Source organism: Vibrio sp. F13 (assembly GCF_020806305.2).
In the GTDB taxonomy this organism is placed as follows: Bacteria; Pseudomonadota; Gammaproteobacteria; order Enterobacterales; family Vibrionaceae; genus Vibrio; species Vibrio crassostreae_C.
Map to the genome: position 1 here is coordinate 18,885 of NZ_CP170176.1, position 24,758 is coordinate 43,642.

19 protein-coding genes and 1 pseudogene are annotated in these 24,758 nt (G+C 41.1%); 7 read left to right on the forward strand and 13 right to left on the reverse strand.

Annotation, left to right across the window (positions count from 1 at the left end; genetic code table 11):
- Positions 1–38: 38 nt before the first annotated feature.
- A complete protein-coding gene (locus LMH68_RS15125; RefSeq protein WP_229647379.1) occupies positions 39–1,049 on the forward strand; it encodes a helix-turn-helix domain-containing protein in 1,011 nt (336 codons plus the stop codon).
- Between the two features lie 255 nt (positions 1,050–1,304).
- On the opposite strand, the gene LMH68_RS15130 is transcribed toward LMH68_RS15125, so the two are convergent.
- The 6 genes from LMH68_RS15130 to LMH68_RS15155 form a co-directional block, all read right to left on the reverse strand.
- A complete protein-coding gene (locus LMH68_RS15130) occupies positions 1,305–1,568 on the reverse strand; it encodes a hypothetical protein (RefSeq protein WP_017062773.1) in 264 nt (87 codons plus the stop codon).
- 533 nt (positions 1,569–2,101) lie between these two features.
- Complete coding sequence (locus LMH68_RS15135; RefSeq protein WP_017059955.1) at positions 2,102–2,842, reverse strand: LysM peptidoglycan-binding domain-containing protein; 741 nt, start codon at positions 2,840–2,842, stop codon at positions 2,102–2,104.
- Positions 2,839–3,966 (reverse strand): hypothetical protein, encoded by a 1,128-nt coding sequence (locus LMH68_RS15140; RefSeq protein ID WP_229647380.1) that lies wholly within the window; start codon positions 3,964–3,966, stop codon positions 2,839–2,841. Before LMH68_RS15140 ends, LMH68_RS15135 begins: the two co-directional genes overlap by 4 nt.
- A complete protein-coding gene (locus LMH68_RS15145; RefSeq protein ID WP_229647381.1) occupies positions 3,923–4,627 on the reverse strand; it encodes a hypothetical protein in 705 nt (234 codons plus the stop codon). Before LMH68_RS15145 ends, LMH68_RS15140 begins: the two co-directional genes overlap by 44 nt.
- Before the next feature lie 13 nt (positions 4,628–4,640).
- Positions 4,641–7,442, reverse strand: coding sequence for a CS1-pili formation C-terminal domain-containing protein (locus LMH68_RS15150; protein WP_413755980.1), 2,802 nt, complete (start codon positions 7,440–7,442; stop codon positions 4,641–4,643).
- 594 nt (positions 7,443–8,036) lie between these two features.
- Positions 8,037–8,567, reverse strand: a complete 531-nt coding sequence (locus LMH68_RS15155; protein WP_229647383.1) for a hypothetical protein — start codon at positions 8,565–8,567, stop codon at positions 8,037–8,039.
- Between the two features lie 482 nt (positions 8,568–9,049).
- On the opposite strand from LMH68_RS15155, the gene LMH68_RS15160 reads away from it, so the two are divergent.
- From LMH68_RS15160 to pyrC, 3 genes are all read left to right on the forward strand, one after another.
- Positions 9,050–10,999 carry an adhesion domain-containing protein gene (locus LMH68_RS15160; RefSeq protein ID WP_229647384.1) on the forward strand — a complete coding sequence of 650 codons (1,950 nt, stop codon included), beginning with the start codon at positions 9,050–9,052 and terminating at the stop codon, positions 10,997–10,999.
- A 286-nt stretch (positions 11,000–11,285) separates the two neighbouring features.
- The gene (locus tag LMH68_RS15165; protein ID WP_017059962.1) at positions 11,286–11,444 is read left to right on the forward strand and encodes a YqaE/Pmp3 family membrane protein; all 159 of its coding nucleotides are present in this window, start codon (positions 11,286–11,288) and stop codon (positions 11,442–11,444) included.
- A 192-nt stretch (positions 11,445–11,636) separates the two neighbouring features.
- On the forward strand, positions 11,637–12,665 hold the full coding sequence (gene pyrC / locus LMH68_RS15170; RefSeq protein WP_017064296.1) for a dihydroorotase: 1,029 nt from the start codon (positions 11,637–11,639) through the stop codon (positions 12,663–12,665).
- A gap of 117 nt (positions 12,666–12,782) precedes the next feature.
- Here the strand turns inward: pyrC and LMH68_RS15175 are convergent, their stop codons facing one another.
- Complete coding sequence (locus LMH68_RS15175) at positions 12,783–13,688, reverse strand: DUF808 domain-containing protein (RefSeq protein WP_017059964.1); 906 nt, start codon at positions 13,686–13,688, stop codon at positions 12,783–12,785.
- Positions 13,689–13,863: 175 nt separating this feature from the next.
- On the opposite strand from LMH68_RS15175, the gene LMH68_RS15180 reads away from it, so the two are divergent.
- Entirely contained in the window at positions 13,864–14,790 is a 927-nt protein-coding gene (locus LMH68_RS15180; protein WP_017064294.1) for a M14 family metallocarboxypeptidase, read from the forward strand.
- A gap of 202 nt (positions 14,791–14,992) precedes the next feature.
- Here the strand turns inward: LMH68_RS15180 and LMH68_RS15185 are convergent, their stop codons facing one another.
- The 6 genes and pseudogenes from LMH68_RS15185 to xsc form a co-directional block, all read right to left on the reverse strand.
- A complete protein-coding gene (locus LMH68_RS15185; RefSeq protein ID WP_004731897.1) occupies positions 14,993–16,600 on the reverse strand; it encodes a BCCT family transporter in 1,608 nt (535 codons plus the stop codon).
- A gap of 502 nt (positions 16,601–17,102) precedes the next feature.
- Positions 17,103–17,675 carry a malate synthase gene (locus LMH68_RS15190; protein WP_004731899.1) on the reverse strand — a complete coding sequence of 191 codons (573 nt, stop codon included), beginning with the start codon at positions 17,673–17,675 and terminating at the stop codon, positions 17,103–17,105.
- Positions 17,676–17,911: 236 nt separating this feature from the next.
- Positions 17,912–18,103, reverse strand: a pseudogene (locus LMH68_RS15195) (cache domain-containing protein); the annotation flags it as partial.
- The gene (locus LMH68_RS15200) at positions 18,097–18,483 is read right to left on the reverse strand and encodes a nuclear transport factor 2 family protein (protein WP_229647385.1); all 387 of its coding nucleotides are present in this window, start codon (positions 18,481–18,483) and stop codon (positions 18,097–18,099) included. The gene LMH68_RS15200 and the pseudogene LMH68_RS15195, both read right to left, overlap by 7 nt.
- Before the next feature lie 265 nt (positions 18,484–18,748).
- A complete protein-coding gene (locus tag LMH68_RS15205) occupies positions 18,749–19,564 on the reverse strand; it encodes an FRG domain-containing protein (protein WP_229647386.1) in 816 nt (271 codons plus the stop codon).
- Between the two features lie 400 nt (positions 19,565–19,964).
- Positions 19,965–21,776, reverse strand: a complete 1,812-nt coding sequence (gene xsc / locus LMH68_RS15210; protein ID WP_229647387.1) for a sulfoacetaldehyde acetyltransferase — start codon at positions 21,774–21,776, stop codon at positions 19,965–19,967.
- Positions 21,777–22,038: 262 nt separating this feature from the next.
- On the opposite strand from xsc, the gene LMH68_RS15215 reads away from it, so the two are divergent.
- Together LMH68_RS15215 and LMH68_RS15220 are read left to right on the forward strand one after the other, a co-directional pair.
- Positions 22,039–23,022, forward strand: a complete 984-nt coding sequence (locus LMH68_RS15215; protein ID WP_229647388.1) for an AAA family ATPase — start codon at positions 22,039–22,041, stop codon at positions 23,020–23,022.
- A 3-nt stretch (positions 23,023–23,025) separates the two neighbouring features.
- The gene (locus tag LMH68_RS15220) at positions 23,026–24,747 is read left to right on the forward strand and encodes a cobaltochelatase CobT-related protein (RefSeq protein WP_229647389.1); all 1,722 of its coding nucleotides are present in this window, start codon (positions 23,026–23,028) and stop codon (positions 24,745–24,747) included.
- Positions 24,748–24,758: the final 11 nt, after the last annotated feature.

A 24,758-nucleotide genomic window follows, 5' to 3' on the forward strand; every position in this document is an offset into this window, starting at 1 on the left:
AATACTTCGCCTTATGCAAAAGATTGGAGAAAACTACTGTGTTTGGCGAATACTTAAAAAAATATCGAATCGCGAATGAACTAACACAAAGTCAAGCAGCTACAAAGCTCAACTTACTCGGAGGAGATTTATCGAACATTGATACCGTTACACTTAGTCGATGGGAAAGAGGAACAACTAAACCAACTCTTAGCCGTAGTATTCGTGTTTTGCGAGAATTTACCAACGATCTTGAGCCTTATCTATCTAAAGTTAGTCATTTACAACATCAAGACCCTAGTTCTAAAAATAGAGTTGATCAATTCAATACTCTGATGGAAGAGAAATACCGTAGTTTAAATAACTTGATCGCCAGAGCAAATTATCAGTCAACATCGATGATCGAACACAATCCTGTTTGTGAATATCCGATTGGAAATTCTGATGATAGTGAGATTGTAAATTCTGTACTTGTTTTTCATGAGAAAACCTCTGATGAGAATATTAAGCATGGACTCTATAAAATCGATTTTTTAAACTATTGCAATGAAAAACGTTTCATTGCCTATAAATATGTCGACAGCGTCACAGGAGAGCTATTAGGACATAACATAGGCACTATATTCACGACTGAAGGTATGATCTCCGAAATTGAAACACTTTCTCAAAAGTCGATTGATGAAATAGATTTAAGAAAAACCGTTCCTTATAATAAAAGCCGAAAATTAGCTTATTTTGCGGTGAGCCAGCATTCGCTGTACGAGCGACCTTTTCGTCTACAATTAAATAGAGAATTCAGGTTTCTAGCAAAACACGCTAACATTACCGACTACTACACAACAGTTGCTATAAAGAGCTCAGCAGAAGTACTCGAAAAAATGGGATTTTCTGTTGTTTCGTACGAGAAAAAATCAACCAACGGTGCAATCAAAATTGGTAAACACTATTATTCTAAAGCTTTAATGCACATAAAAACAAGCCAGCTATTTACTCAACCCGAGTTCTTGAACTTGCTTACAGGCTGTCAAACCTGTTCAAACCCATGCTCAATTAGCTCTCAGTGTTGCTAAGCGGTCTCTTTCCGCGCACATTAACAGGAGTACCAATCCATCGAAAGATAGTTCTGATGGATGAACTCCTGCTTGCTTCAATCTTTCAAAACACAGCTCTACAGTTTTGACATTCGTATTCGATATTATTGAACCAATATACCTCATTATTTTCCCACTTAAATTATCAGTACAATCTATATACTATGTAATTAAGCGATTGAGTATTAAAGCATATGGTAAAAAGTTAGAATCTAATATGCTATGTTCGCTTGACTACATGTCAACCTCACGAACAATTACATCATCTACTTCATTGTTTAGTAATGTTACATAACTGCTCTGAGTCATGCCTCTTACAGCTTTCGTGTTTTGCATGCCATCCACATTCGTTAGACTTTTGTCAGAATAAATTGCTCGTATATCTCCATCGACTCGGCCTGAAAACGTGACATCATCAGCACTAATAGAAGCAATCGCTGAGGTTGCAAAAAATAAAAACGAACATAAAACGACCTTAATATTGACAAACGACTTCATAAACACCTCAAATGTAATTTGTTACATATGAGAGTTTAGCTTATTCGCAGGAAAAAAGAAGTCTAATGCCTACCAGCCACTCTTGCATCCGTGATGTTAGATTTGTAAACATTAATTTGTTCAGAAAAGTCCATTCATAATAATCATGATATAGCATGGATACAGCCACATCAATTCACCAGACTTATACGTATTATGCGCTGGTTAGCTATTTGATGGCAGTTAAACCTTAGGGAGAGACCGAAGAGTAAAACGCTAATACATATCTTGCAAGTCTTCATAGTAGTTTAATGGTTTTACATTAAGAGAATTAAATTTTATCTAACTTCGTAATATTTAATACCTGAACCTAAGATCTGGAATGTAAACCATGATTCTTGGCAACACTTGATTATTCACATCAACGTAAGCTATGTAAGATCATAGATGAATAGTTAGACAGATTTAATCGAGTGCAAAAAAAAAGCATCACCATACCTTATAAGAAATAGGTCTAGTAATACTTTAATATTGATCAGGTTACCGGTAAGAGCTTATTCTAAGACTTGGCCGGGATAGATTAAGTCCGGATTTTCAATATCATTACTCTCAATGATCTCTTCTAAATCGAAGCCGAACTTTCTACGCAGTTCATATAACCAATCACCTTCTTGTACGACATAAGGTAATGTCGGCTTAACAGCAACTTCGGATATACTGTTAGACATAGTATCGAAATCACAGTCCATATCATCTGGGTCAGATGTGCAATCCGGAGCTTTTGTAATTTCAAGCGAAGAAGGGCGAGGTTCAACTTGATCAGACTCAATCTTACGCTTGCTGTCATTGAAATAATAAGATAATCCAACCACGGCTTCTCGTTGGTTTTTCCCAAAATCATCATTCAACGTTTGATTAAGTGCGATACTCGCACCGAAATATTCATTCAAAGCATACTCGACAAGGTACTCTATTGTTGGGTATTTGTCTTCGATTCCAACTCCTACCTTTAAATCAAGAGTATCACCATCATGTATACTATAGAGCAAATCAAGGTCAGGTATGTACTCTGAATCACCCAATAACTTGTAGTGCTTTATACCTAGATTCAATTGAAGTCGGTTATATTGGTAGAGAAAATAAAAAGATTGAGAATTTTCATACATATCTCCATCAAAATTATAGCCATAGTTTGCCCCTACCCCCAAAATATGAGCAGTTGGCTTCTCAGCAACCGCTGCACCGCTGGTTAGTACTAGAAACATAAAACAAATATTATTAATTAGTCGGTTCACAGGTTCACCTCATAAACAACATTAAACGACCCTTGGTAATTACCTGAACTGAGTGCATTTCCATCGACATCAAAACTAACATCGTATGCTACATCAACTTTGTTACTACCTTCTCCATTCACTGTAATCACTTCTGAATCAGGAAAAGATGCGGTATTAAGTACTCCGTCGTGGACAATCACCTTGTCAGGGCTTTCGCAGCCAATGGCACACGTGATTGTGTAGGGTATCTTTTCTAGCAAGTTATCAATATTTGTAAGCTCATAGTCACCTGACGTAGGGCTAAATGTCATAATAACGCCTGTAGGTAAAGTCCCTAACAAGCTAACATCATACCTCGTTGTACCAGAGATCCTTTTTGTTGCAGTATCATACTGGGGTTCAATATTCCCGTCTCCAAGTACCGTTAATGATTCAAGGATCGCAGCTTGATAATCAATCGTGATAATTAACGTCTCCGGCACTCTGGTATAAGTCATCGTACCGGTTTGACTTGTAAAAAAGTAAGTGGGTGAAAGGTTAATTGATGCCGTAAAAGTTCCAGATCCAACAGGGGCTGCGAACACATCATTACTGATATTAGGCAAAGCGAAAGCAGGTCGATAAAACTTAAAAGGCTCTATTCGGCTTGTTGCTGTGTAACCCATTCGCGACACACACAAAGTCGACTCTTGGCCCACTTTCGCACTCGAACCACTTATATTTGTAGCTGCACACTCATTGGCAACTCCCATTCCCACATTTGACCCGTAGTCTTTTGATGTGAAATAACTAGCCGAGCTACCCAAATTGTACTCAACGCCTAACAACTCCAGGCTGGTGTTAAAACTTTCGCCTGTAGAATGATTAACAAAGCTAACGTTATTAACGGGTTGGTTATCCATCGTTGCGGGATACCACTCTACCGTTGGTTGCTCTTGCGCTATCGTCCATGCAGATGGAGATATAGCTTCACTACCGAAATAACTATTTGACGCCGCATTGTTCCAAACCACAGAGTTGTTTGCTGTAATCGTTCCGTATACATCTGCAGCATGGCTACTATCTAAAGCCGTGAATAATAGCGCTATACTAATTAGGCTATTTCTTTTTAATAGTGATATTTTTGTTATAACTGTAATCATGGTTGGCTACCTTAACGGATAACGAATCGACATTTTGCAGGCCTTCTGCTAATTTTATGGTTTTCTTTCGACCAGATAGTATTGTATTAGTTTGTTTACATTTGTTACTAACAGAATTCGGTTTACAGTTATCAAACTGCATGTAGAAAAATGTGTTACCATTATTTTCCACATAAACTTCTGAACCGTTATATTTAACTTTGTAGTCAACATTAGTATTTTTTGCAGGTACAATATAATAAGGAGCATAACCATAATTAATACCAATTATACTTTCTTTTTTATCTCCATCGATAACGCTAGGCATGAAAGTCACTTGATAAACTTTGTCCTTCTCTAAATCATCACAATTAACCTGACATAAATTCTTTACTGATACACGACGTCTTTCCCCCGGATTTAATATCAGTTTATTGGGTAATAGCGCAAGATCCCATAAAGGTAAATTATCTTTTGTTAGCTCTACCTTTTCTAACTCTCCGTTTTCAACCTTTACTTGGCTAACGTTACCTTTTATATATTCAGGTTCAGTTTTCGAACTAGTCAGAGTAAAAACTCCATTACCATCTTCTCCAGCTATAAGAAGCATTTTATCTATGCTAAATGCATGGCTAAAAGAGGTCGTCATTAATAGTATCGAAGTAAATATTACACGTTGCATAATTTTCTCTATGTTAGTTATAAGCATATGGCGTCATCTCCATATGAACTGCATAATTAATGAGTTCATCAACATACAGTTTGTTTGCCGTAGTTAGTTGCTCAGGAGACTTAGCGAATATATACAAATAACCGCCAAGCTTTTTGTTTATAATTTCAACACCTGAGTTGTTCAGTTTGTTCTGATAGTTCAATACAATATTACTATCCTTGTATTGCCCTAAGTAGTAATAATAAACACCATCAACTAGGGCTATCTGATAACCTTCACTATTTTCTTCGAATGATGGCATACAGAAGTTATTACCTAAATTCAAATTATTAACCGATGATAACTCCGGTATTACACATTGGTTTTCCTTAGATATAATTTTGTAAGGTTGTTTATCTTTCACCTTAAATTGATACACACCTTCAACAAGCTTGTCAGTAGAAACACAACCTCCACCGATACATTCAACTCCGTCTATTGGATTTCCATTTATATCACTAAACGTCGATATAAATGATTTCAACTCAGACAACGACGTATCCAAACGGATAACAGTTCCTGGATAACTAGTAGCCGACGTATAAGACTCACCATTGTTGTAAAAATCAGAGGCTTCCGTATCAAGCTTGAATTCATATTCATAGAACTCTTTTAATGGATATACCGTCAAAGCATCTCCACTAACATAAGCATTGCTTTGTTTTCCATTCTGCTCGGAGTTAACTACCGCCAAGAATTTTCCATCCGAAGACAGTTCCCCTGTATCATTATTCGAAATAAAATAAGAAGATGACTTTTCACTCGTAAACTCTATTCCTTGAGAAGTTATGATATTACTTGTACCAATATATGCAGAAACACTTGTATTACTACTTGAATTGATATAGGCATAAGAGTTTGAGTCAATATGTTTATTCTTATAATTTGCAGACAATGATAAATCGGCACTGCTTTGGTCTTCAGTAGAATCTTGATAATAAAGTCCCGCAGAGCTTGATACATTTAGATTGTTTCTGTTAATTAGACTACTTGAGACTGTATCTCTATGCGATAGCGCAACATCACCACTATCATCTATTTGTGCTTGTGTACTATGTGTGTATGTGTTTTCCTGGCCTATTGGAATAATTATTGAGGCCATAACACCATAATTTATATCGCTCGATTCACTTGCTGATAACTCTAAGTTCACCTTTGAGTCAAGTGGTAATGATGATATCTGCACGCCACTTCTTGCAGACCAACTTTCTGATTCATTATTATAACCATTACTAAAATCTTTATATTGGTTTTTTGTTAATATACCCGATATATATGATGATATATTTCTCGTTAAGTACTTGTTGTAATTTACTGATAATGATGTATAGTTCGAGTTACTGAATAAAAGTTGAGACAAACTAATATCTCCAATACTATTATCATTTTCACTATCAAATTTTGTGTAAGATACACTTAAGTTATAAATCCCCACATCAAAATTATAAAAACTAAATCCATCGTCAAATAATCCTGTTACTGCCGATATTCTGGACACTTCCCCTAAAGATAAGTGACCACCAACATAATTATAATTATCTTCCCCTGTAATAAACGAACCTGCACCCAGTGCAAAAAAATCCGTAACTTGATAGCTCAATTTCCCATTGGTGAACATTGGACTTTCATAATTATCATAAGCAAAGTTGATGGATTTCTGGTCAAAATCGTCCTCTAGTCCCGTATTCGTCAGGTCTCTTGATAAATAACCGGCTGTAATATGATAATCTAGTTCGCCGGTTTTAATCGACGAAGAGCTTGTATTGACTATCAACCTATCTTCTGTGTAAAACTCTTCACTGCCATCAAATATTCGAATTGTCGCAGTATAAGTACCAGATGGTAGCTCGTTATAGTCAAAGTATTCTTGCCCTGCATCCACATTACGACTTAATAGAACACGGCCTCTATCATCATTAATTTCTAGTCGACCAGCTCTTGAAATGTTCAAATATACTCGTCTAGAATTAGGAGATGATTTTTTTACTAGCTCTCTCGTCGATCCAATCGACAACATGTAACCAGAAGTTTTGCTGCCATTTTCTAAAAACTGAGTACTATTCCAAGAGCGTTCTTGGTATTTATACCCGACAGAGAAACGAGTATTACCACCAACATAGTTATACGATGAGTCATCCGAACTGAAACCATTGACATCACTAAAGTTTAGATCATTATGCAAATAGCCATACTTGCCAAAACCTGCATAATTTTCATGTTGATAAGAATAAGACGATGTATAATCAGTGTTGTCGCTATAAGAACCAGATAGATTCAAACCATGTGACATAATGATCGCGTTTTGATCAATCTCTTCTTTTACAAATTTTATTTCTGACTCTTCTATTATCTCAGTTAAGAATTGTGAGTTAACATGAATAATCAATGATTGGCTATCTGGCACATAAACAAAATCATATAAATCAGGTAGTAGACCACATTCACTTCGATAACCTTTACAATCTAGGCTCGATTCAACCCCATTTACCAGTGTTGTTGCCATCGCATCGCTAACATCTTTCTCAATACCAAGCTCATTCGCCAATGCTTGTGCTACAAGTTGTTTTTGTGAAGTGGGAATTCTTACTTCATCACCCGAGATGAAAGCTTCCGAATAGAATAATTTGTTGTTATCAGCCGAGAGAATTAGTGGCATTCTTATCAACTTCTCTTCAAACATATCTTCAAATCCATCTGGAATATTTGCGACGGATTTTGAACTATATATTATGGCCAAGAAAAATATGATAATTAAGTTTAAACCAAACCAAAGTCTAATAAACATTATAGTTGAAGCTCCACATTGAACGTAATACGACCATTGCAATCTAATGGCTCATCACTCGGTATATTTTTATTTGTCACTAATTCAAATTCATTGGTAGAGTTTTCATATTCAGTATTTTTAATATTATTAAATTCAAAGTTTGGTATATCTGAAATATCAGAGTAATGTTTTCTATCGATATAGAGAATCGACAAAATCATCATACATAGTTTCACCGCTATCGTTGAAAACACATTTAGAAGTGAACTCTGATATGTTATAACTGTATTCAAACGAATCCCCAGAGCTTGTTGGTATATTCGTTCTAATATAAGAATAAAAACGCCCATTTAGAAAGGTTTCGTTCTCACCATCATACTTCAGTGCAATAAACTCATCAGATAAATCTACATTTATAGAATAGTCATACAAATTCGCTCTATTTATTTTTGTATTTACTGGAAATGAATAGCTTTCATAGCCAAAGCTATTGAAACTAAAAATAACAAGCAATAATAGAAAGAAATAATTTATATAGATATTCATTTTCATCAGCCTCGAAAAACAAGGCACTTAATTAATTAAGTGCCTATCAAATAATGAGATTTTTTCTTATGGCAAAGTTGCAATCATATCAACGTTAACGATAACTTCTGTACCAGCAATATCATCTGGAGTTGAGTGTGCTGTATCGTTAGCAACATACAGTTGAATCGTATCGCCTGTTGAAAGTTGAGTTGAAGCTAAGTATTCAGCTGCAGTAAGTTCCGTCGCTGAAAGGTTATCGCCGACGACAATGTTAGGCTGTACTTCACCCATTAAAGCTGGAAGCACATTTACTTGTGATACCGTCCAGTTAGCTGGAGTTAAAGCCCCAAGCACAGCCCCCGTGTAGTCATGCGCTTCCAAAACAACAGGTTTAGTTGTTTCGAACGTACCGTCAGCGTTCACCTGTAACGTACCAACAAAAGAAGCAGAGTCTTCACTACCGCCCGCACCAGTAACAAGGATGTCACCGTTGGTTACAAAACCAGGAACAAAGCCGCTGAATACTGCAGAACCAGTAGAGGTATCGCCAGGTGCAGAAAAAGCTGGAACAGATGTAATTGCAGATAGCAGTGTAATAAGTGTTAGTTTTTTCACTTTTATTTCCTTCGATATATTCATAATATGATTAGTTAGCCCCTTGCTAACTCCGGGTGTATGATATGCAATGAATAAACGTTTTTGTTAGCAAGTAAAGAAAAGTGACCTTCCGATATGCCTAGTGGATATTTGAGCAAGAAAACCATTCACCTAAAAAATAACCTAGGCATTTAATTCCTTAGGTTACTCATTCGCTAATTTAGTAACTGGTATTAGATCCCACCTTCGGTCTTATCTTATAAAAGTAGTTATTCACATGAACAACCCCACTTCAATATAAATACTAGAGACGTATAACAGTTTGAGTTTTAACTTATATCATTGCTAATAGCGCCAGCTGTCAACTAGGCACTCACCAGTGCCAGATACTAGCTCGTGCTAATTTAAAGTGATTTAGCCTTGTTAGAATACGCAAATAAATAATGGGCTGTGCTCTCTTTGCTTAATTCCCATAACATTCACTAATGAGTATTAAATACATGATGAGAATAAGTACATACGCACCTTTTCATAAATTATCCCTGTCAGTAGCGATATCATTGGCGCTGTTTGGGTGTGGTGCATCTAGCGACGAAGCGACTACTAACTCCAAACCCGAATCTCCAACATCAGGAGATACCCTTTACTATGCTCAGGATGTAATTCGTCAAAGCACTCCCACAAATACCTTTTTTGTTGATTTGTCGAATAATATGGAGTCATCTGATGATTCGTCAGTTACATTAACGACAGTTACGTCTTTGAATAATAGCTATGATTGTAATGTTGTATCCCAAAATGCCAATGGCTTCACCATTAGCGCTCAAAGTGCAAAAGTGTGCGACTACCGCTATCGAGTTGGCGCTGCGCTACCTTCTGACATCGCTATGAGCTCCCATAGTAACTATGGAGAGGCGCGTATTAGCGCTACTTCAGCAACATCAGGAGATGGTTTTGCTGAAGCGACAGTTCGTGCGGCTGTCGGTGAGTCAACTGAGCAACTTACACCGATTTCAGGACTAACCTCCTCTTTCACATCTGTACAAATAGATATCGCTAAAGAGCTTGGGAACGCGGGGTACTCTCTAGACACAAGCACATATGCATTAGCAACCACGGTTACATTGCCTAATGGTGATGCGACAAATTCAACTGCTATTGCAAACACATCAACTAATACGATTGATTACACCCCAGGAGATGGCATACCAAGCGGCGTAGAACGCATCCTATATAGCTATAGTGATGGTTCAAGTGTGTTAGCTGGTAGTATTGATATCGCGGTCTCAACAGACACAAACAGTGCACCAACAGCAGAATCTGTTAGGAAAATCAGTTATATAGATCCAGACTCTGGTGACGAGGTAGCTAAAATTCCTTATGGTAAACAATTAAGGTTCAATGTTGCGGATCTTATAAGTGACCCTGACGGTGATACTCTTCATCTCGTTGACATATATAGCTTTGGTGCAACCATCTTAATTCCAAACGATGCCAACAACGATGGTAATCTTTTCAATGATACTGAGTTTGATTTCACTAGTACCCAACCTGGAGAAACATCTGTGTCCTATGTTGTGTCTGATGGAAAAGGGGGCTATGCCACAGGAATTTTGCAAGGTTACGTCGGTAACCCATATGAGCCAATCGTCTCAGTGAATATCTACCTACCACCGTTGATGTACGCAGATACTAAAGATGCTGAAATCATCGCCACACCTCAAGTTGGTAACGGTACTACCGCTTTAAATGGTATCACCACGGCTTCTCACGATTGGCACACTGCTAATTACTTGTGCCAAGCTAGAGGAGCACGATTGCCAACGGCGATGGAACTTGAAAGCCTATATGATGATGGCAATACTAGTGGCCGTTTGTTTACTAATCACAACTGGCCAATTGACGTTAACTACTGGGCTAGTGACCAAGGAACAAGTGGAATTAGCTATCATCGTTCCGTAAACATGGCAGATAGAGTTGTTAGTACAAATGATGTCAATTCGAGTGTTCGATTTACTGCTTGCGTCGATGAAACACCTCCAGGGCATCCAATTAAATTCCTTGGTGATGACATTGGTAATGATTATCTATTTGATACTCGTATCAATGCTCAAGTGACGTTTGGCTGTGGGTTTATTGTAGATTCTATCTCGCAGGTAGGAGGTGCTCATATTGGAGGCACTGGCGGAGCCAAACATACAATAAACGTTGCTGACATAGGTAGAGTTAGAGCTCTCTGGGGACCCACAGAGTTTGGGTCTGGAAACGATATGTCTCGACTCTTTCTATATAATAGATCTGGTGGCTTACTGTTAACCTGTGGTAACAAATCTTACTCAGGTCACTATAGCGATGAATATACTCTAACCGCAGATGAGCAGTTAACAGGCTTTAGGGCCACAGGAGACAGCTACCTAAATGGATTAGAGCTTTGGGTTGATACCGAATAATCCTAAGACGCTAGCGTTAAACTAGTTATTCGTAACTAGTTTAACGCTAGACTGCACACTATTTATGTTTCAATTTAAACAATTTCAACTCAAACCTCACTATTACATCCAATCTAACTTTAGTCGAACTGGCAGGCATTAAACACTTGATACTAGGCTAGTATCTTGAGATGTTTAGCTTTCTATCTTGATACATTAAGGCAGCAATGCAGTAACACTCTCGAGACGTTCTATAATATGAACACGTTTACCGCATTGAACTTTCATTGAATAAAAAGGATTTATCATGAACAAACTCGTCATTATCATCTTATGTGTACTGCTTCCGCCTGTTGGCGTGTTCTTCGCTCGCGGCGCCGGGAAAGATTTGGTGATTAATATCATTCTTACTTTCTTCTTCTGGGTTCCAGGAATGATCCATGGTCTGTGGGTAGCCACCCGCTAACCCTTATTAACAAATAGATACCGAATAAAATATCCATAAAAACAAGCTCCTAGCCATGAAGAGTTAAAAATAGGATGAAATGAAAGTACTTTTCCACTATCATCCTGTCGCCTAAACGTAAGCGATTGCTTTCACAGATTTCGCTGAGTTTAGGCTCCAACTACATAACACTTCAAATGGTGGGAGCCTTCAATGACACAACTTACGATTACTCGTCCTGACGACTGGCACGTTCATCTACGCGATGGCGAAGTATTAAAAGATACAGTTCGCGATATCAGCCGTTACAATGGTCGAGCGTTAATCATGCCAAATACCATCCCACCGGTAACCGATACCGAAATGGCTCTTGCTTACCGTGAACGCATCATGGCACAGCAGCCAAGCGAGCAATTCCAGCCTCTAATGGCACTTTACCTGACAGACAACACAACACCTGATGAAATTCGTAAAGCGAAAGAATCTGGCGCTGTTGTAGCAGCGAAGCTATACCCTGCTGGCGCGACGACTAACTCTGATTCAGGTGTAACTTCAGCTCAAAAGATTTACCACGTACTCGAAGCAATGCAAGAAGTGGGTATGTTGCTGCTGGTACACGGTGAAGTAACGGCTCACGATGTTGATATCTTTGACCGTGAAAAAGAGTTCCTAGACACAGTTCTAGCACCGATTGTTAACGACTTCCCTAACCTGAAGATCGTTCTAGAGCACATCACGACGGCAGATGCTGCGACTTTCGTTAAGAACGCTAACGAGAACGTAGCGGCAACCATTACTGCTCACCACTTGCTTTATAACCGCAACCACATGTTGGTTGGCGGCATTAAGCCACATTTCTACTGCCTACCTATCCTTAAGCGCAACACACACCAGTTAGCACTTATTGAAGCAGCAACAAGCGGTAGCAAGAAGTTCTTCTTGGGTACAGACTCTGCACCACACGCTAAAGGTGCAAAAGAGTCAGCGTGTGGTTGTGCAGGTTCTTACACAGCGCACGCTGCGGTTGAACTGTACGCTGAAGTATTCGATTTAGAAGGCAAGATTGAGAACCTAGAAGCATTCGCGAGCCACAATGGCCCAGACTTCTACGGCATGCCACGTAACTCAGATACAATTACGCTCGTTAAAGAAGAGTGGAATGTTGCTGAAACGATGCCTTTCGGTTCAGACATCGTTGTGCCAATCCGTGGCGGCGAGGCGATTGCTTGGTCTGTAAAATAAGCACTTGGGCTGTTAAATAGACACCCTCCATTTAGCGAAAAGGGTCACCATAGTAATTATGGTGACCCTTTTTTGTTTCGATAAAAGACTGTCTTATTCCCAGCAGTAATTTAACGATTACTTACCGCGAATTTTTCCGATAGCAGTCCAAATAGCAACGACAATCAATCCAGATAAAACCCCAATCACACCATTTAATAGCGTTGGTACCACCGCAGTCGCAATCGTATGTCCACTGAAGTCCATAATAATCGGTTCAATTAAGTGATGAATTGCTGGAACGTTGTGTACCACAATACCGCCGCCAACCAAGAACATCGCAGCCGTGCCGACAACCGCAAGCATCTTCATTAGCTTTGGTGCAAATGCGACTAACCCATTACCCAATCGGGTTTTAATGGCACTCCCATTTGATGTGCGTTGGAGATAGAAACCTAAATCATCCAGCTTAACGATCCCTGCCACTAAGCCATAAACACCAATCGTCATCACAACCGCTATCAAACTCACCACAAGAATCTGAGTCACGATACTTGTACCCGTTACGGTACCCAGCGCAATTACAATGATTTCCGCAGATAAGATGAAGTCGGTACGAATTGCGCCTGAGACCTTTCGCTTCTCATACTCTTCAACAGATTCACCCGAGCTGCTTTCCTCATCTTTCTCTTCGTGTTGATGAGCATGAGGAAAAAGCTTTTCTAAGATTTTCTCTGCCCCTTCAAAACAAAGAAACAGACCACCAATCACCAGTAGTGGCATGATCAACCAAGGAATGAATGCACTGATCAATAGTGCTGCCGGAACCAAAATCAGCTTGTTTTTAAATGAGCCTTTTGCGACCGCCCATACCACTGGGATTTCTCTTTCAGCAGAAACACCGGATACCTGCTGGGCGTTAAGGGCTAAATCGTCACCTAATACGCCTGCGGTTTTTTTAGCGGCTACCTTAGACATCAATGCGACATCATCCAACACGGTTGCAATGTCATCTAACAGTGTTAGTAAACTTGCTCCAGCCATTTTGTTGTCTCTTTATAAAGAATTGAACCATCAATAAAATGTAACACCATCAATTCACTCATCAAAGTTATGAGTCTGTAAAAAATAAAGTCACAAGTTGTGTTTTCTATTGCTGTCTCTGTTAGACAGGAATAATCTGTCTTAATCTTTCACGAACATAAAAGAAAAAGTATAGATGAAAAGTGAATCTACCTACCCGATTGGTAAGCCAGGGCAAAAATGGCAACAAGCAGAACGTGAAGCATGGTTAGCTCAACGAACGGTTAAGCGTGAATACCAGCAAGAAGTTGTACCAAAGATTAAAGCACTTGCAGACCGCTTTGACATCGAACAATACGGCGCACTGAGCTACGACGAAGCTCGCTTCCCACTCTTCGCTATCAAGAGCAAAAACTGGGACGAGTCAAAGCCGACGATTCTGGTGACAGGTGGTGTTCACGGTTACGAAACCAGTGGCGTGCATGGCGCGATCAAATTCGCTGCGACTCAAGCAGAAAAATACACGGCGCACTTCAACATTGTTGTCGCACCTTGTGTGAGCCCTTGGGGCTACGAAGTGATCAACCGCTGGAATCCAAATGCTGTTGATCCAAACCGCTCTTTCTACGACGGTACGCCAGCAGAAGAATCAGCAAACCTACGAGCTCTAGTAGCGTCTCTGCCAGAAGTATTGGTTCACGTTGACCTGCATGAGACGACTGACTCTGATGAAACTGAATTCCGACCTGCACTCGCAGCTCGTGATGGCATTGAGTACATCGAAGGTATGATCCCAGACGGTTTCTACACTGTTGGCGATACTGAAAACCCACAACCTGAATTCCAAGCTGCTGTCATCGCTTCAGTTGAAAAAGTAACCCACATTGCGCCTGCGGATGACGAAGGCAAGATCATTGGTTCAGACGTCACTCAACACGGCGTGATCAACTACCCAATGAAGAAGCTTGGCTTATGTGGCGGCGTGACTGACTGTAAGTACGGTACAACCACAGAGGTTTACCCAGACAGCGACAAAGTGACAGACGAAGAGTGTAATGACGCTCAAGTTGCTGCTGTAGTCGGTGCTTTGGATTACGTAATTCAACATGAATTGAACGCGTAAGCTATTAGCTAATAGCTGCTCCCTAAAACTAAAAAGAGCCACAAGTGACGATTCACTTGTGGCTCTTTTTTTGTCTTATCTGCTTGTCTTTGATTTCTTCTTGGGCATAAAAAAGCTCCCTTGCACACAGTACAAGAGAGCTTTGAAATAATGCTTAATAAGGAGTAACTAGCGAACTATCTACTCCCCATACTTGATTACTTTATTTAGCGGTTTCGCTAACGTTTTCTTGTCCTTTATCTACTTCAGTCAGTAGACCTTTCAACAAGCTGAAACAACCAATCAGAAGAATGATCGTAAACGGTAGTGCAGCAATGATCGTGATCGATTGCAGAGCTTGGATAGATTGAGTACCACCAATCCACAACATCACCATTGCAATAGCGCCTGAGATAACCGCCCAAACCACTTTCTGTTTAACAGGAACTTCAAGCTTACCACCCGCTGTCATGCCATCGATAACGATAGAGCCTGAGTCTAGCGTTGTAACGAAGAACACAATGATCAGTGCAACTGCGAGAACTGACAGAATGCTACCGAACGAGTAAGCATCTAGCATGTAGAACAAGCTTAGAGATACGTCTGTAATACCTTGGTCGAGGCCAAGTTGCCCTACATGATTAATCACCTGCTCGATAGCCACGCCACCGAAGATAGCCATCCAAGCCGACGTTACCAATGTTGGGATAATCAGTACACAAAGTAAAAACTCACGAACCGTACGGCCTTTAGAAATACGCGCTACAAACATGCCGAAGAAAGGTGCATACGCAACCCACCATGCCCAGTAGAACACAGTCCAGCCATGCAGCCATGTTGTGTCTTCACGACCAGAGCTTTGGCTCAACGCTACGATGTTATTCGCATAACCCGTCACCGCCGTTGCCACAGAATCAAGCACGGTTGTGAAGTTCAGAACAGCGATAAGACCAAGGAATACGAACGCAATAACCATGTTCAGGTTACTTAGGAACTTAACACCACCGTCCATGCCACGCATAACAGAGATGATCGCCAAGCCCATAATCAAAACGATAATAGATTGCTGAAGGTAGATGTTGTTTTCCAAGCCAAACACGTGGCTAATACCACTTGCTGCCTGCGTACCACCTAGGCCTAATGAAGTCGCAAGGCCAAACAGAGTAACCAGTACCGTTAGTACGTCGATCACATCACCTGTTTTACCCCAAACTCGTTCACCCAGTATTGGGTAAAACACAGAACGCATTGATAGCGGTAAGCCTTTGTTGTAAACAAAGTACGCTAGACAAAGCGCCGTCATGCCATAGATAGCCCATGCATGAAAACCCCAGTGGAACAGTGTCGCGCCAAGAGCGAGTTCACGGCCTGCTTCTGTAAAAGGTTCTGCACCGAGTGGCGTTCCGAACCAGTTCGTGAAGAACGCGGTTGGCTCTGCAACACCCCAAAAAATAAGTCCTATACCCATACCCGCTGCGAATAGCATTGCTATCCAAGATGACATGGAGTAATCCGCCGTCGCGTCTTCGCCACCTAGACGAATTTTACCCAAAGGTGAAAACGCGAGAACAACGGCAAACGCTAGCATGATGTTAGCTCCCCACATAAAGAGGAAGTCAAACTTTGATAAAACAGCACCCTTGATAGAATCAATAGCAGCTTTAGCATCTGCAGGAGGAAGAGCAAGAAGAGTGATGATGAAGAGAAGAGATAAGCCTACTGAGGCTACGAAGACTGTGTTATGGACATCCATGCCCCATTTACTGACGTTGTCTTGACCAACTTGATAGTCAGTAGAATCAATACTGTATTTTTTTGATTTAAAACTCATAAATTATGATGTTCGCATATCCGAATTAACGAATATAAGGACGCTCTCCATATCCAATTACTACTTGATTGGCTCGCCGCACCACCTAAATAAAAAGGCGATAAAAATCACAATGATTGGTGACAAATGGACTTATTGGCTCAATCCCAAGGCGCGGATTATAGCACAGCTCAAAGCATTTTGACTGAGTTTTAGCTCAATAGTCACCCAAACCACCGTCAATAGTGATAGTTAAGCCAATAAAAACAGAATAAAATAAACAAATAAAAATGTTTAAATACAGCACTTTAAATAAAAATAACGCACCGTAAAATCTCATTCAAACTTTCTAAAGATAAAATCAACAACAGCCTAATTTATTTATAGCTCTAACAAAAAAGCCCCGCTATAGGGGCGGGGAAATTACCAAAGGTAAAAGAGAAATCAGTATTCAAATGTCAGTGCTACGTCTAGCAGAGCAGCACTGTACATTTCAAAGACAGTACATTTCAAAGACAGCACATTAGATGGCGAAGCAAAAACCTAGGTTATAGTCTTCGCCATTTTTTGCCGTGAACTCTTTATCTTCACTTGAAGCGTTCGGTCGCCCGCTTTCATCGCCTTTCACTAAGCTCACCCAGTGACGGATGCCAGAAGAACGGCTCGCCTCAGTTTGGCCAAACGTGGTGCATGTCTCTAACTGGATATCTTGAATATCAACCAATTCCAAGTAGCCGGTGCCTTTACGAGCACCGATTGTCACTTCAACGTGTGTACCGCTTTCATCACGAAATAGGATTGCTGAAGGCTTAGACTTATCGCCAGTGAAAGCAACAAAGTGCTTCGCTCGTTTTAGGCCTGTATGTTCGCCATTTTTGAAGTAAACCTGAACATGTCGGTAGTCAATCTCATAGCTCACTGCGTCTTCGTGTGAACCAGCCTCAAGAGGAAATAGAGTATCAAGCAACTGTTTCGCCATTTTTTGTTTTTCGAGCTGCTTGTCTGCTTTCACCATTTCTACGGCAAAGACAGCTTCAGCAATAAATGTTGAATGGTTTCTGTGAAGTTCTGTTCTGTCTAGTGTCAGCATATTCATAGTCTTTCCCTCTTACGGCTTTGAATTTCATGTAGGTCAAAAATCCTGATTGACCCTTTTCAAAATTGTTCTTTACTGTGTTGCTTCCATGTATTTCATACTACTTGTATTTTAGAAACAATTTCACAACAAAAATTTCACAGTGTTAATTTTACTAAATTGCTTTTTTACACAAACCGGCATTTTGAGCCCCCAGCCCTTTATCTAACTGGGTTGAGGGCTCAGTAGAAACACTTTTACGTGTTGTTTGAATTTGTGTAATAACCAACACCAACCAGCTTATTGTCGATCACTCGATAGTAAGTGTGCTTGGTTTCCACTTTGCTCGACAGCGGATTTAACCATCGATAGGTGTAAACGCCACGACCATTTTCTTTGGCTCGATTTAACATCTCAGTAAGAATTGGCTTATCGTCAGGGCTTAGATTTTTACGCTGATTTTTCCATCTTTCAGGGTAAACACATCAACCATACGAGCTTCGATGACGGTGCCATCTGGGTTAGTCGCAGAGAACGTTGATTCGCTTGCCGCGCGGTCTCCACACACAAAGTGGACAGGGTCGCTCCAGGCTGCATCTGGAAAGTTCTGCCAAACCAATTCAAAGCTATTGCGAACGGCTTCGTACCCTTCGATAGTGTTGCCAAGCTCGCCTTCTCCTGCCACGGTGTGGAAGACACAGTCTTCGGTCATAAACGACATTAGCGCTTCAATATCATGGTTATTCCATGCATCACTAAAAGACTGTAAAAAGGCGGTGTCGACTTGGTTTTCCAGCACGAATGTCGTTGCATTGGTTTGCATATTCATATTCCAGAATCCTTTATGTTTTCGTTATTGGTTTAGATTTCAGTAGCTTTGCGCCACTTTTTTATTAGAGTGTTTAAACTAGATCTGTGAAAATTTAACAACTTGATAACAAGGTTCATCACTCTAACTTCGAGTTACTTTATAAACAATCTTTAAGCTCACAGATTTCATCTTTTTATAAATTAATTAGTGTTCTAATTTTATTTACACAGTCACTCACTAGATTTATACGAGGTCTAAATAAAATAATTAGAAATATTAGACTTTAGTCGAAGTCAAAATCTTGATGGTACTTTCGGCCATACTGCTCAAGTTTACGGTTATGGGTATTCACTTGTAATTCAATATTCCCCTCACCTTTATTAATAACTTGATTGTTATCTATATGGGCTTCATTTTTTATATCGGTTAGCTTCTCTTCGATATAATCAGTCGGTTCATTTAAAACGTTCATGGATATTAACTCCTTTATCAGGTTTACTTTTACTGATGGAAGAATATGAACGGACACTAGACCGTTTGAATATTCTTTCTCATCGTACAGAGGCTGAATGGCATCATTGCCACCTTCCTTAAATGGGTGAATGGAATACCACTTGTCCTTGCGCGGCTCTTGCTGATCGCAATCCGCCACATTAAATATCTGAGTTTTGTTGATATTACACGGCGAGCTAAAAACACTAACCCGCTGATAATCAATAGCTTTAATTATGTTTATGCAGTCTTTACTTTGGCTGTGACACACCGACCAAAGCGCATTTAACAGGTTATCGGTCCATTCCAGTAAACGGGTGGGAAAGCCCTGCTTTTTGGCTAAACACATCAATAACCAGTCATTTATGTCGTTAGAACTCAGCGAGTGACCACCGTAAACTCTCACTGTTGAAAGCAACTCTTGTTCGACACGGCGTATGTTCTTACGATTGGAACGGCCTAAACTTGGCATTAGATTACTGTTTTCATAATCACACACGTTATACATCAAACCACGTTGGTCACTGCATTCATTCATTAATGAATCAATTATTTTATACAGCTCTTCGAGTGAGCTTATATAACGTTTATTGTTCACAGCATGCATGTAATAGGTCACTTAATTTAAATTTATTACAATTAAAAATTAACTATCATGGTTAATCAGTATCGTTACGAATGATTTTAAAAATGACAATAGGTATATGTCTTTATCAATGGCCATATATCCTCATCAATAACTAACAGTTATAAAACTATTAACTAAGGAGAAATTAGCTAAGGGTCGATTAATAAGGAACGACAAAGTTTATATAACTAAAACCACTTATATGTACAACAGTCATTTAATTCATGTTCTAACGTTTGACTAAGGATTATTGAAATACGGGTTGCCGGTATTCACTTAAGTACATTGCCAATACCCGTTAATATTGCCCGACCACATTCTCGATTGCACTTTCTCTAACACTCTCGAAAATACCGTGGCCGGACAAACTTCCTATGACTTATACGTAATCTTTGTATTTATCTAGGAAACGAACTGGTGTTGATAGTGCATCTCGGCGGAACGGGTCGCCCAATTCCTGAGTACACATGATTTCAATGATGGTTGTTTTGCCTTCGTTCATCTGCATGTCGATTGCTTTTTGCAAGGTTGGACCTACGTCTTCTAGCTTATCAACCGTGATACCTTCAGCGCCCATAGCTCTTGCGATTTCTGCAAAGCTTTGGTTTTCAAGTTCACCCGCAACAAAGCGTCGGTTGTAGAAGTCGACTTGGTTCTTCTTCTCTGCACCCCATTGACGGTTGTGGAATACCACGGCTGTCACTGGAATGTTATGGCGAACACATGTCATGGTTTCCATCAAGCTCATGCCCCACGCACCATCGCCAGCATAAGAAATAGCGGGACGATGAGGTGCCGCTGCTTTCGCACCAATGATGGTCGGGAATGCGTAACCACAGTTACCGAAACTCATTGCAGCAAAGAAGCTACGTGGTTTTTCAAAGCGTAAGTAGCTGTTTGCCACTGAGTTGATGTTACCGATATCCGTCGAGACCATTACATCTTCTGGCATCGCTTTTTCTAGCTCACGCAGTACTTGGCGTGGGTGTAGGTATTCACCACCAGAGAACGGAGTCTCGTGAGAGTTTTCTTCAATCATATCTAAGCTGAACGAGTCACGTTCGTGTGTCCACTCATCAAGCTCTTTTTCCCACAGTGCTTTCTCTGTTGCGACTGTATCTTGACGAGCGCCTTTATTGTCATCACACAACAGTGCGCGGCCTTCCAATCTTTCAGATAGAGCAACCGCAGCGGCTTTCGCATCACCACAGATACCAACCGAAATCTTCTTAACCAAACCAAGCATCTTGTTGTCGGCATCAATCTGAATGATTTTCGCGTTCTTCGGCCAGTAGTCCATGCCATGTTGAGGCAAGGTACCAAATGGACCGAGACGTGTACCCAAAGCGATAACCACATCCGCTTGAGCCATCAATTTCATTGCTGCTTTCGAACCTTGGTAGCCTAAAGGACCACACCATAATGGGTGACTCGCAGGGAAAGAGTCATTATGTAGGTAGCTGTTCACTACGGGTGCGCCTAGTCTTTCCGCCAACGCTGCACACTCTTGAACTGCATCTGCCATTACCACGCCGCCACCAGAAATGATGACTGGGAATTTCGCTTCAGCAATCAGGTCTGCCGCTTCATTTAGAGATTTCTCGCCACCGGGACCACGGTCTAAACGCGCGGGTTTAGGGATCTCAGTTTGAATTTCACCGTAGAAGTAGTCACGTGGGATGTTCAGCTGAGTCGGACCCATTTCGCTCATTGCGCGGTCAAAACATCGGCCTGTGTATTCCGCCATACGGTCTGGGTGCGTTACATGTCCTTGATACTTAGTAAACTCTTGGAACATTGGAAGCTGGTTACACTCTTGGAAACCACCTAAGCCCATTGTTTTGGTGCCTGTCTCAGGCGTCACAATTACGACCGGGCTATGTGCCCAGAACGCCGCTGCAATCGCAGTCACACAGTTACTAATACCCGGGCCATTTTGCCCGATAACTACGCCATGACGACCAGATACACGAGAGTAACCATCTGCCATGTGAGCAGCACCTTGCTCGTGTACCACTGGGACCAATCGAATGCCAGCAGGAGCAAAGATATCCATTGCGTCCATAAATGCTGACCCCATGATGCCGAACATGTCGGTAACATCATTAGCAACCATAGTTTCAACGAACGCTTCTGATGGTGTCATTGTTACTGTGCCGGAAACAACCGTACGTTTTTCTTGCTCGCTCATTCTTCCATTCTCCTTGAGTTAACCAAAATTTCATTTTTCGGAATGAATTGTCTCTTTTTCGAATTCATTTTCACCTTAGTAGTAGAATTTTTGCGCGTCAACTTTTTATATTAAATTGGAATAATTCATTCTAATTAATAAAACTGGATCACATTATTGGTAGTTTTTCGTACAAAAAGTGCCATTAACTTAAGAGGAGCTGTTAATAATCGATGTCATATCGCGATAGCAGCGACAAGTGATGAGCTATATAGAGGGAAATATGATGAAAGAGGCGGAATTGATACCAACGCAACCGGTAAGTGTGAGAGAACGCTTTGGGATCGACAGCAATCTAACCGTGATGGCATTTGAACATGCGGGCGAATATGTGCCGAAAGTCGATCCTAACTACTGTTTTGACCCTGAAGTGACGCTAGCGATATTGGCAGGGTTCACCTCCAATCGTCGCACACTGATTCAAGGCACACACGGAACGGGCAAGTCGTCTCACATTGAGCAAATTGCCGCGAGATTGAACTGGCCATGCTTGCGGATCAACCTAGACGGACACCTAAGTCGCTTGGATTTCATAGGTAAAGACAGCATCGTCATTAAAGACGGAATGCAGGTGACTGAGTTTAAGGAAGGCATTCTTCCTCAGAGCATTCAACAACCCATCGCACTGGTGTTAGATGAGTACGACGCTGGTCGTCCTGACGTGATGTTTGTGATTCAACAGCTATTAGAGCAAGACGGAAAATACACCTCTTTAGAACAAAACCGAGTGATCACGCCTCACCCTTCTTTCCGCCTGTTTGCTACCTGCAACACGCTTGGCTTGGGTAACTTCTCAGGTTTGTATTCGGGCACTCAAGTGCTTAACCACAGTCAATTAGATAGATGGAACATCATCGCCACACTTAACTATTTAGATCCACAGCATGAAACTAAGATCGTGTTATCCAAGCTTCCAGAGCTGAATAATGAAAGTGGCCAACAACTGGTTGAGAAAATGATCGCCACCTCAGGATTAACGCGTAACGGGTTTCGGGCTGGCGACCTTTCGACTGTGATGTCTCCGCGTACAGTGCTCACTTGGGCTGAATACATCCAAATATTCGACGATGTAGCGACGGCATTTAGGCTTTCATTCTTAAATCGCTGCGAAGACGAAGAGAAAGAACTGGTTAACGAATACTATTTCCGTTGCTTTGGTGAAGCCTTGGAAGCGCATACTCAAAATTATTCGCACTCGGAGTCGTAAACCATGGCCAATATTTCTTCTCAGCAGAAAAAGATCCTCGATATTGGTGTGTCTGTCGCCAGAGCAATCAGTGGTGAACTCGATCTGAACTATCGGGGAGAACGACTCTATAAAGGCAATAAGCCCTGTTATTACCAGTCTGCCCACACCAACGATCTCACCTTTGTATCTCGCCACGAGCTGAAAAACAGTAAGCTTTCGATGCAAGGCAAGATCGATTCATCGGCATTACGACTCTTGCTTTCAGATGCTGATCTTCACTACTCATTGCGACCGAAAAACGAGGTCGAACGTCTGTTATATGACTTCTGCGAGCAGGTGCGAATTGAATCGCAAGTTCCATCTTATCTAAAAGGCGTTACCACCAGCATTCAGTTCAACTTTGCGTATTGGAGCGACCAATATCATCAGAATGGCTTCACCGAATCACGAATAGGCATGTTGCTGTTTACTCTGATGCAAGTCATCCACACCCGCTTAACCGGTGTTCCGGTTTCGGAACCCATTGCTGAGACCATTGAATCGACTCGCGCCGGCATCGTGCCTACCTTCGGTCACAGCTTTAAACGCTTAAAGCAACATAGAACAGACCAAGAACAGTTTGCACACAGTGCCAATGAGCTTGCAGCCCTTGCACAAGAGTTAATCATCCAAGAACAGGAAAGTGATAACTCACCCACACCAACCGTTGAAGAAGACATCAAGATCCTTGCACAGCTTGCCTTGATTGTTGATGGTGACATTCAAGATCAAGACGTCGATACCGACATCACAGGCAGTAGCAAGGTATTCGAGTTGTCGGGCGCCAATTATCAGGTCTTTAATTCAGAATTTGATCAAGTCATCGCCGCAGACAAACTCGTCAGGCGTACCCTATTACTCGAACTGAGACAAAAGCTAACCGATGACATCATGGCGAGACAAGTCAACACTCGCCGTTTAGCCGCTATGCTTACTAGCTTTGTTGCCACACCACAGAGGAACCGACGTCAGGACCATTTAGAAGAAGGCATTGTTAACGCCACTACCATCACCAAGCTCGTCACATCGCCATTGGATAGCACTGTCTTTTATCAACCTGACATCGGTACATCTCTTCAATGTGCCATCACATTTTTGATGGACTGCTCTGGCTCAATGCAAAAGCACAGTCACAAGCTAAGCCTACTGATTGATACAATTCTCAAATCCGTTGGACTGGCCAACATCCCTTTCGAGATTATTGGCTTTACGACCAATAACTGGAACGGTGGCAAGGTCTATCGGCAGTGGCTTAAACAAGGCCAACCAAAGCACCCGGGCCGCTTAAACGAAGTTCGGCACATCGTGTTTAAGGATTTTGATACCCATTGGAGACGTTCTCGACTTGGCATTGCGAGTCTTCGTAAAGCCGACATCTTTAAAGAAGGGATTGATGGCGAAGCGGTTCAGTTCGCGAGTCATCGATTGCAGCAGCACACCGCCCAGCGAAAGGTTTTGATTGTGTTCTCAGACGGCTGCCCGATGGATACCGCTACCAGTACCGCCAACGATCAGTTCTATTTAGATAACCATCTCAAACAGGTGATTGAACGTGAGTCGACCAAAAACGGTATTGAGATTCATGGTGTGGGAATGGGAGTGGATTTGAGCCCGTACTATCGCAGCAACATCACGCTAGATGTACAAGAGAGCTGCTTGTTTGAGCTATCTAGGAGCATATTTGAGATGCTAAAGCGTGTTTAAACAGGGAAGCT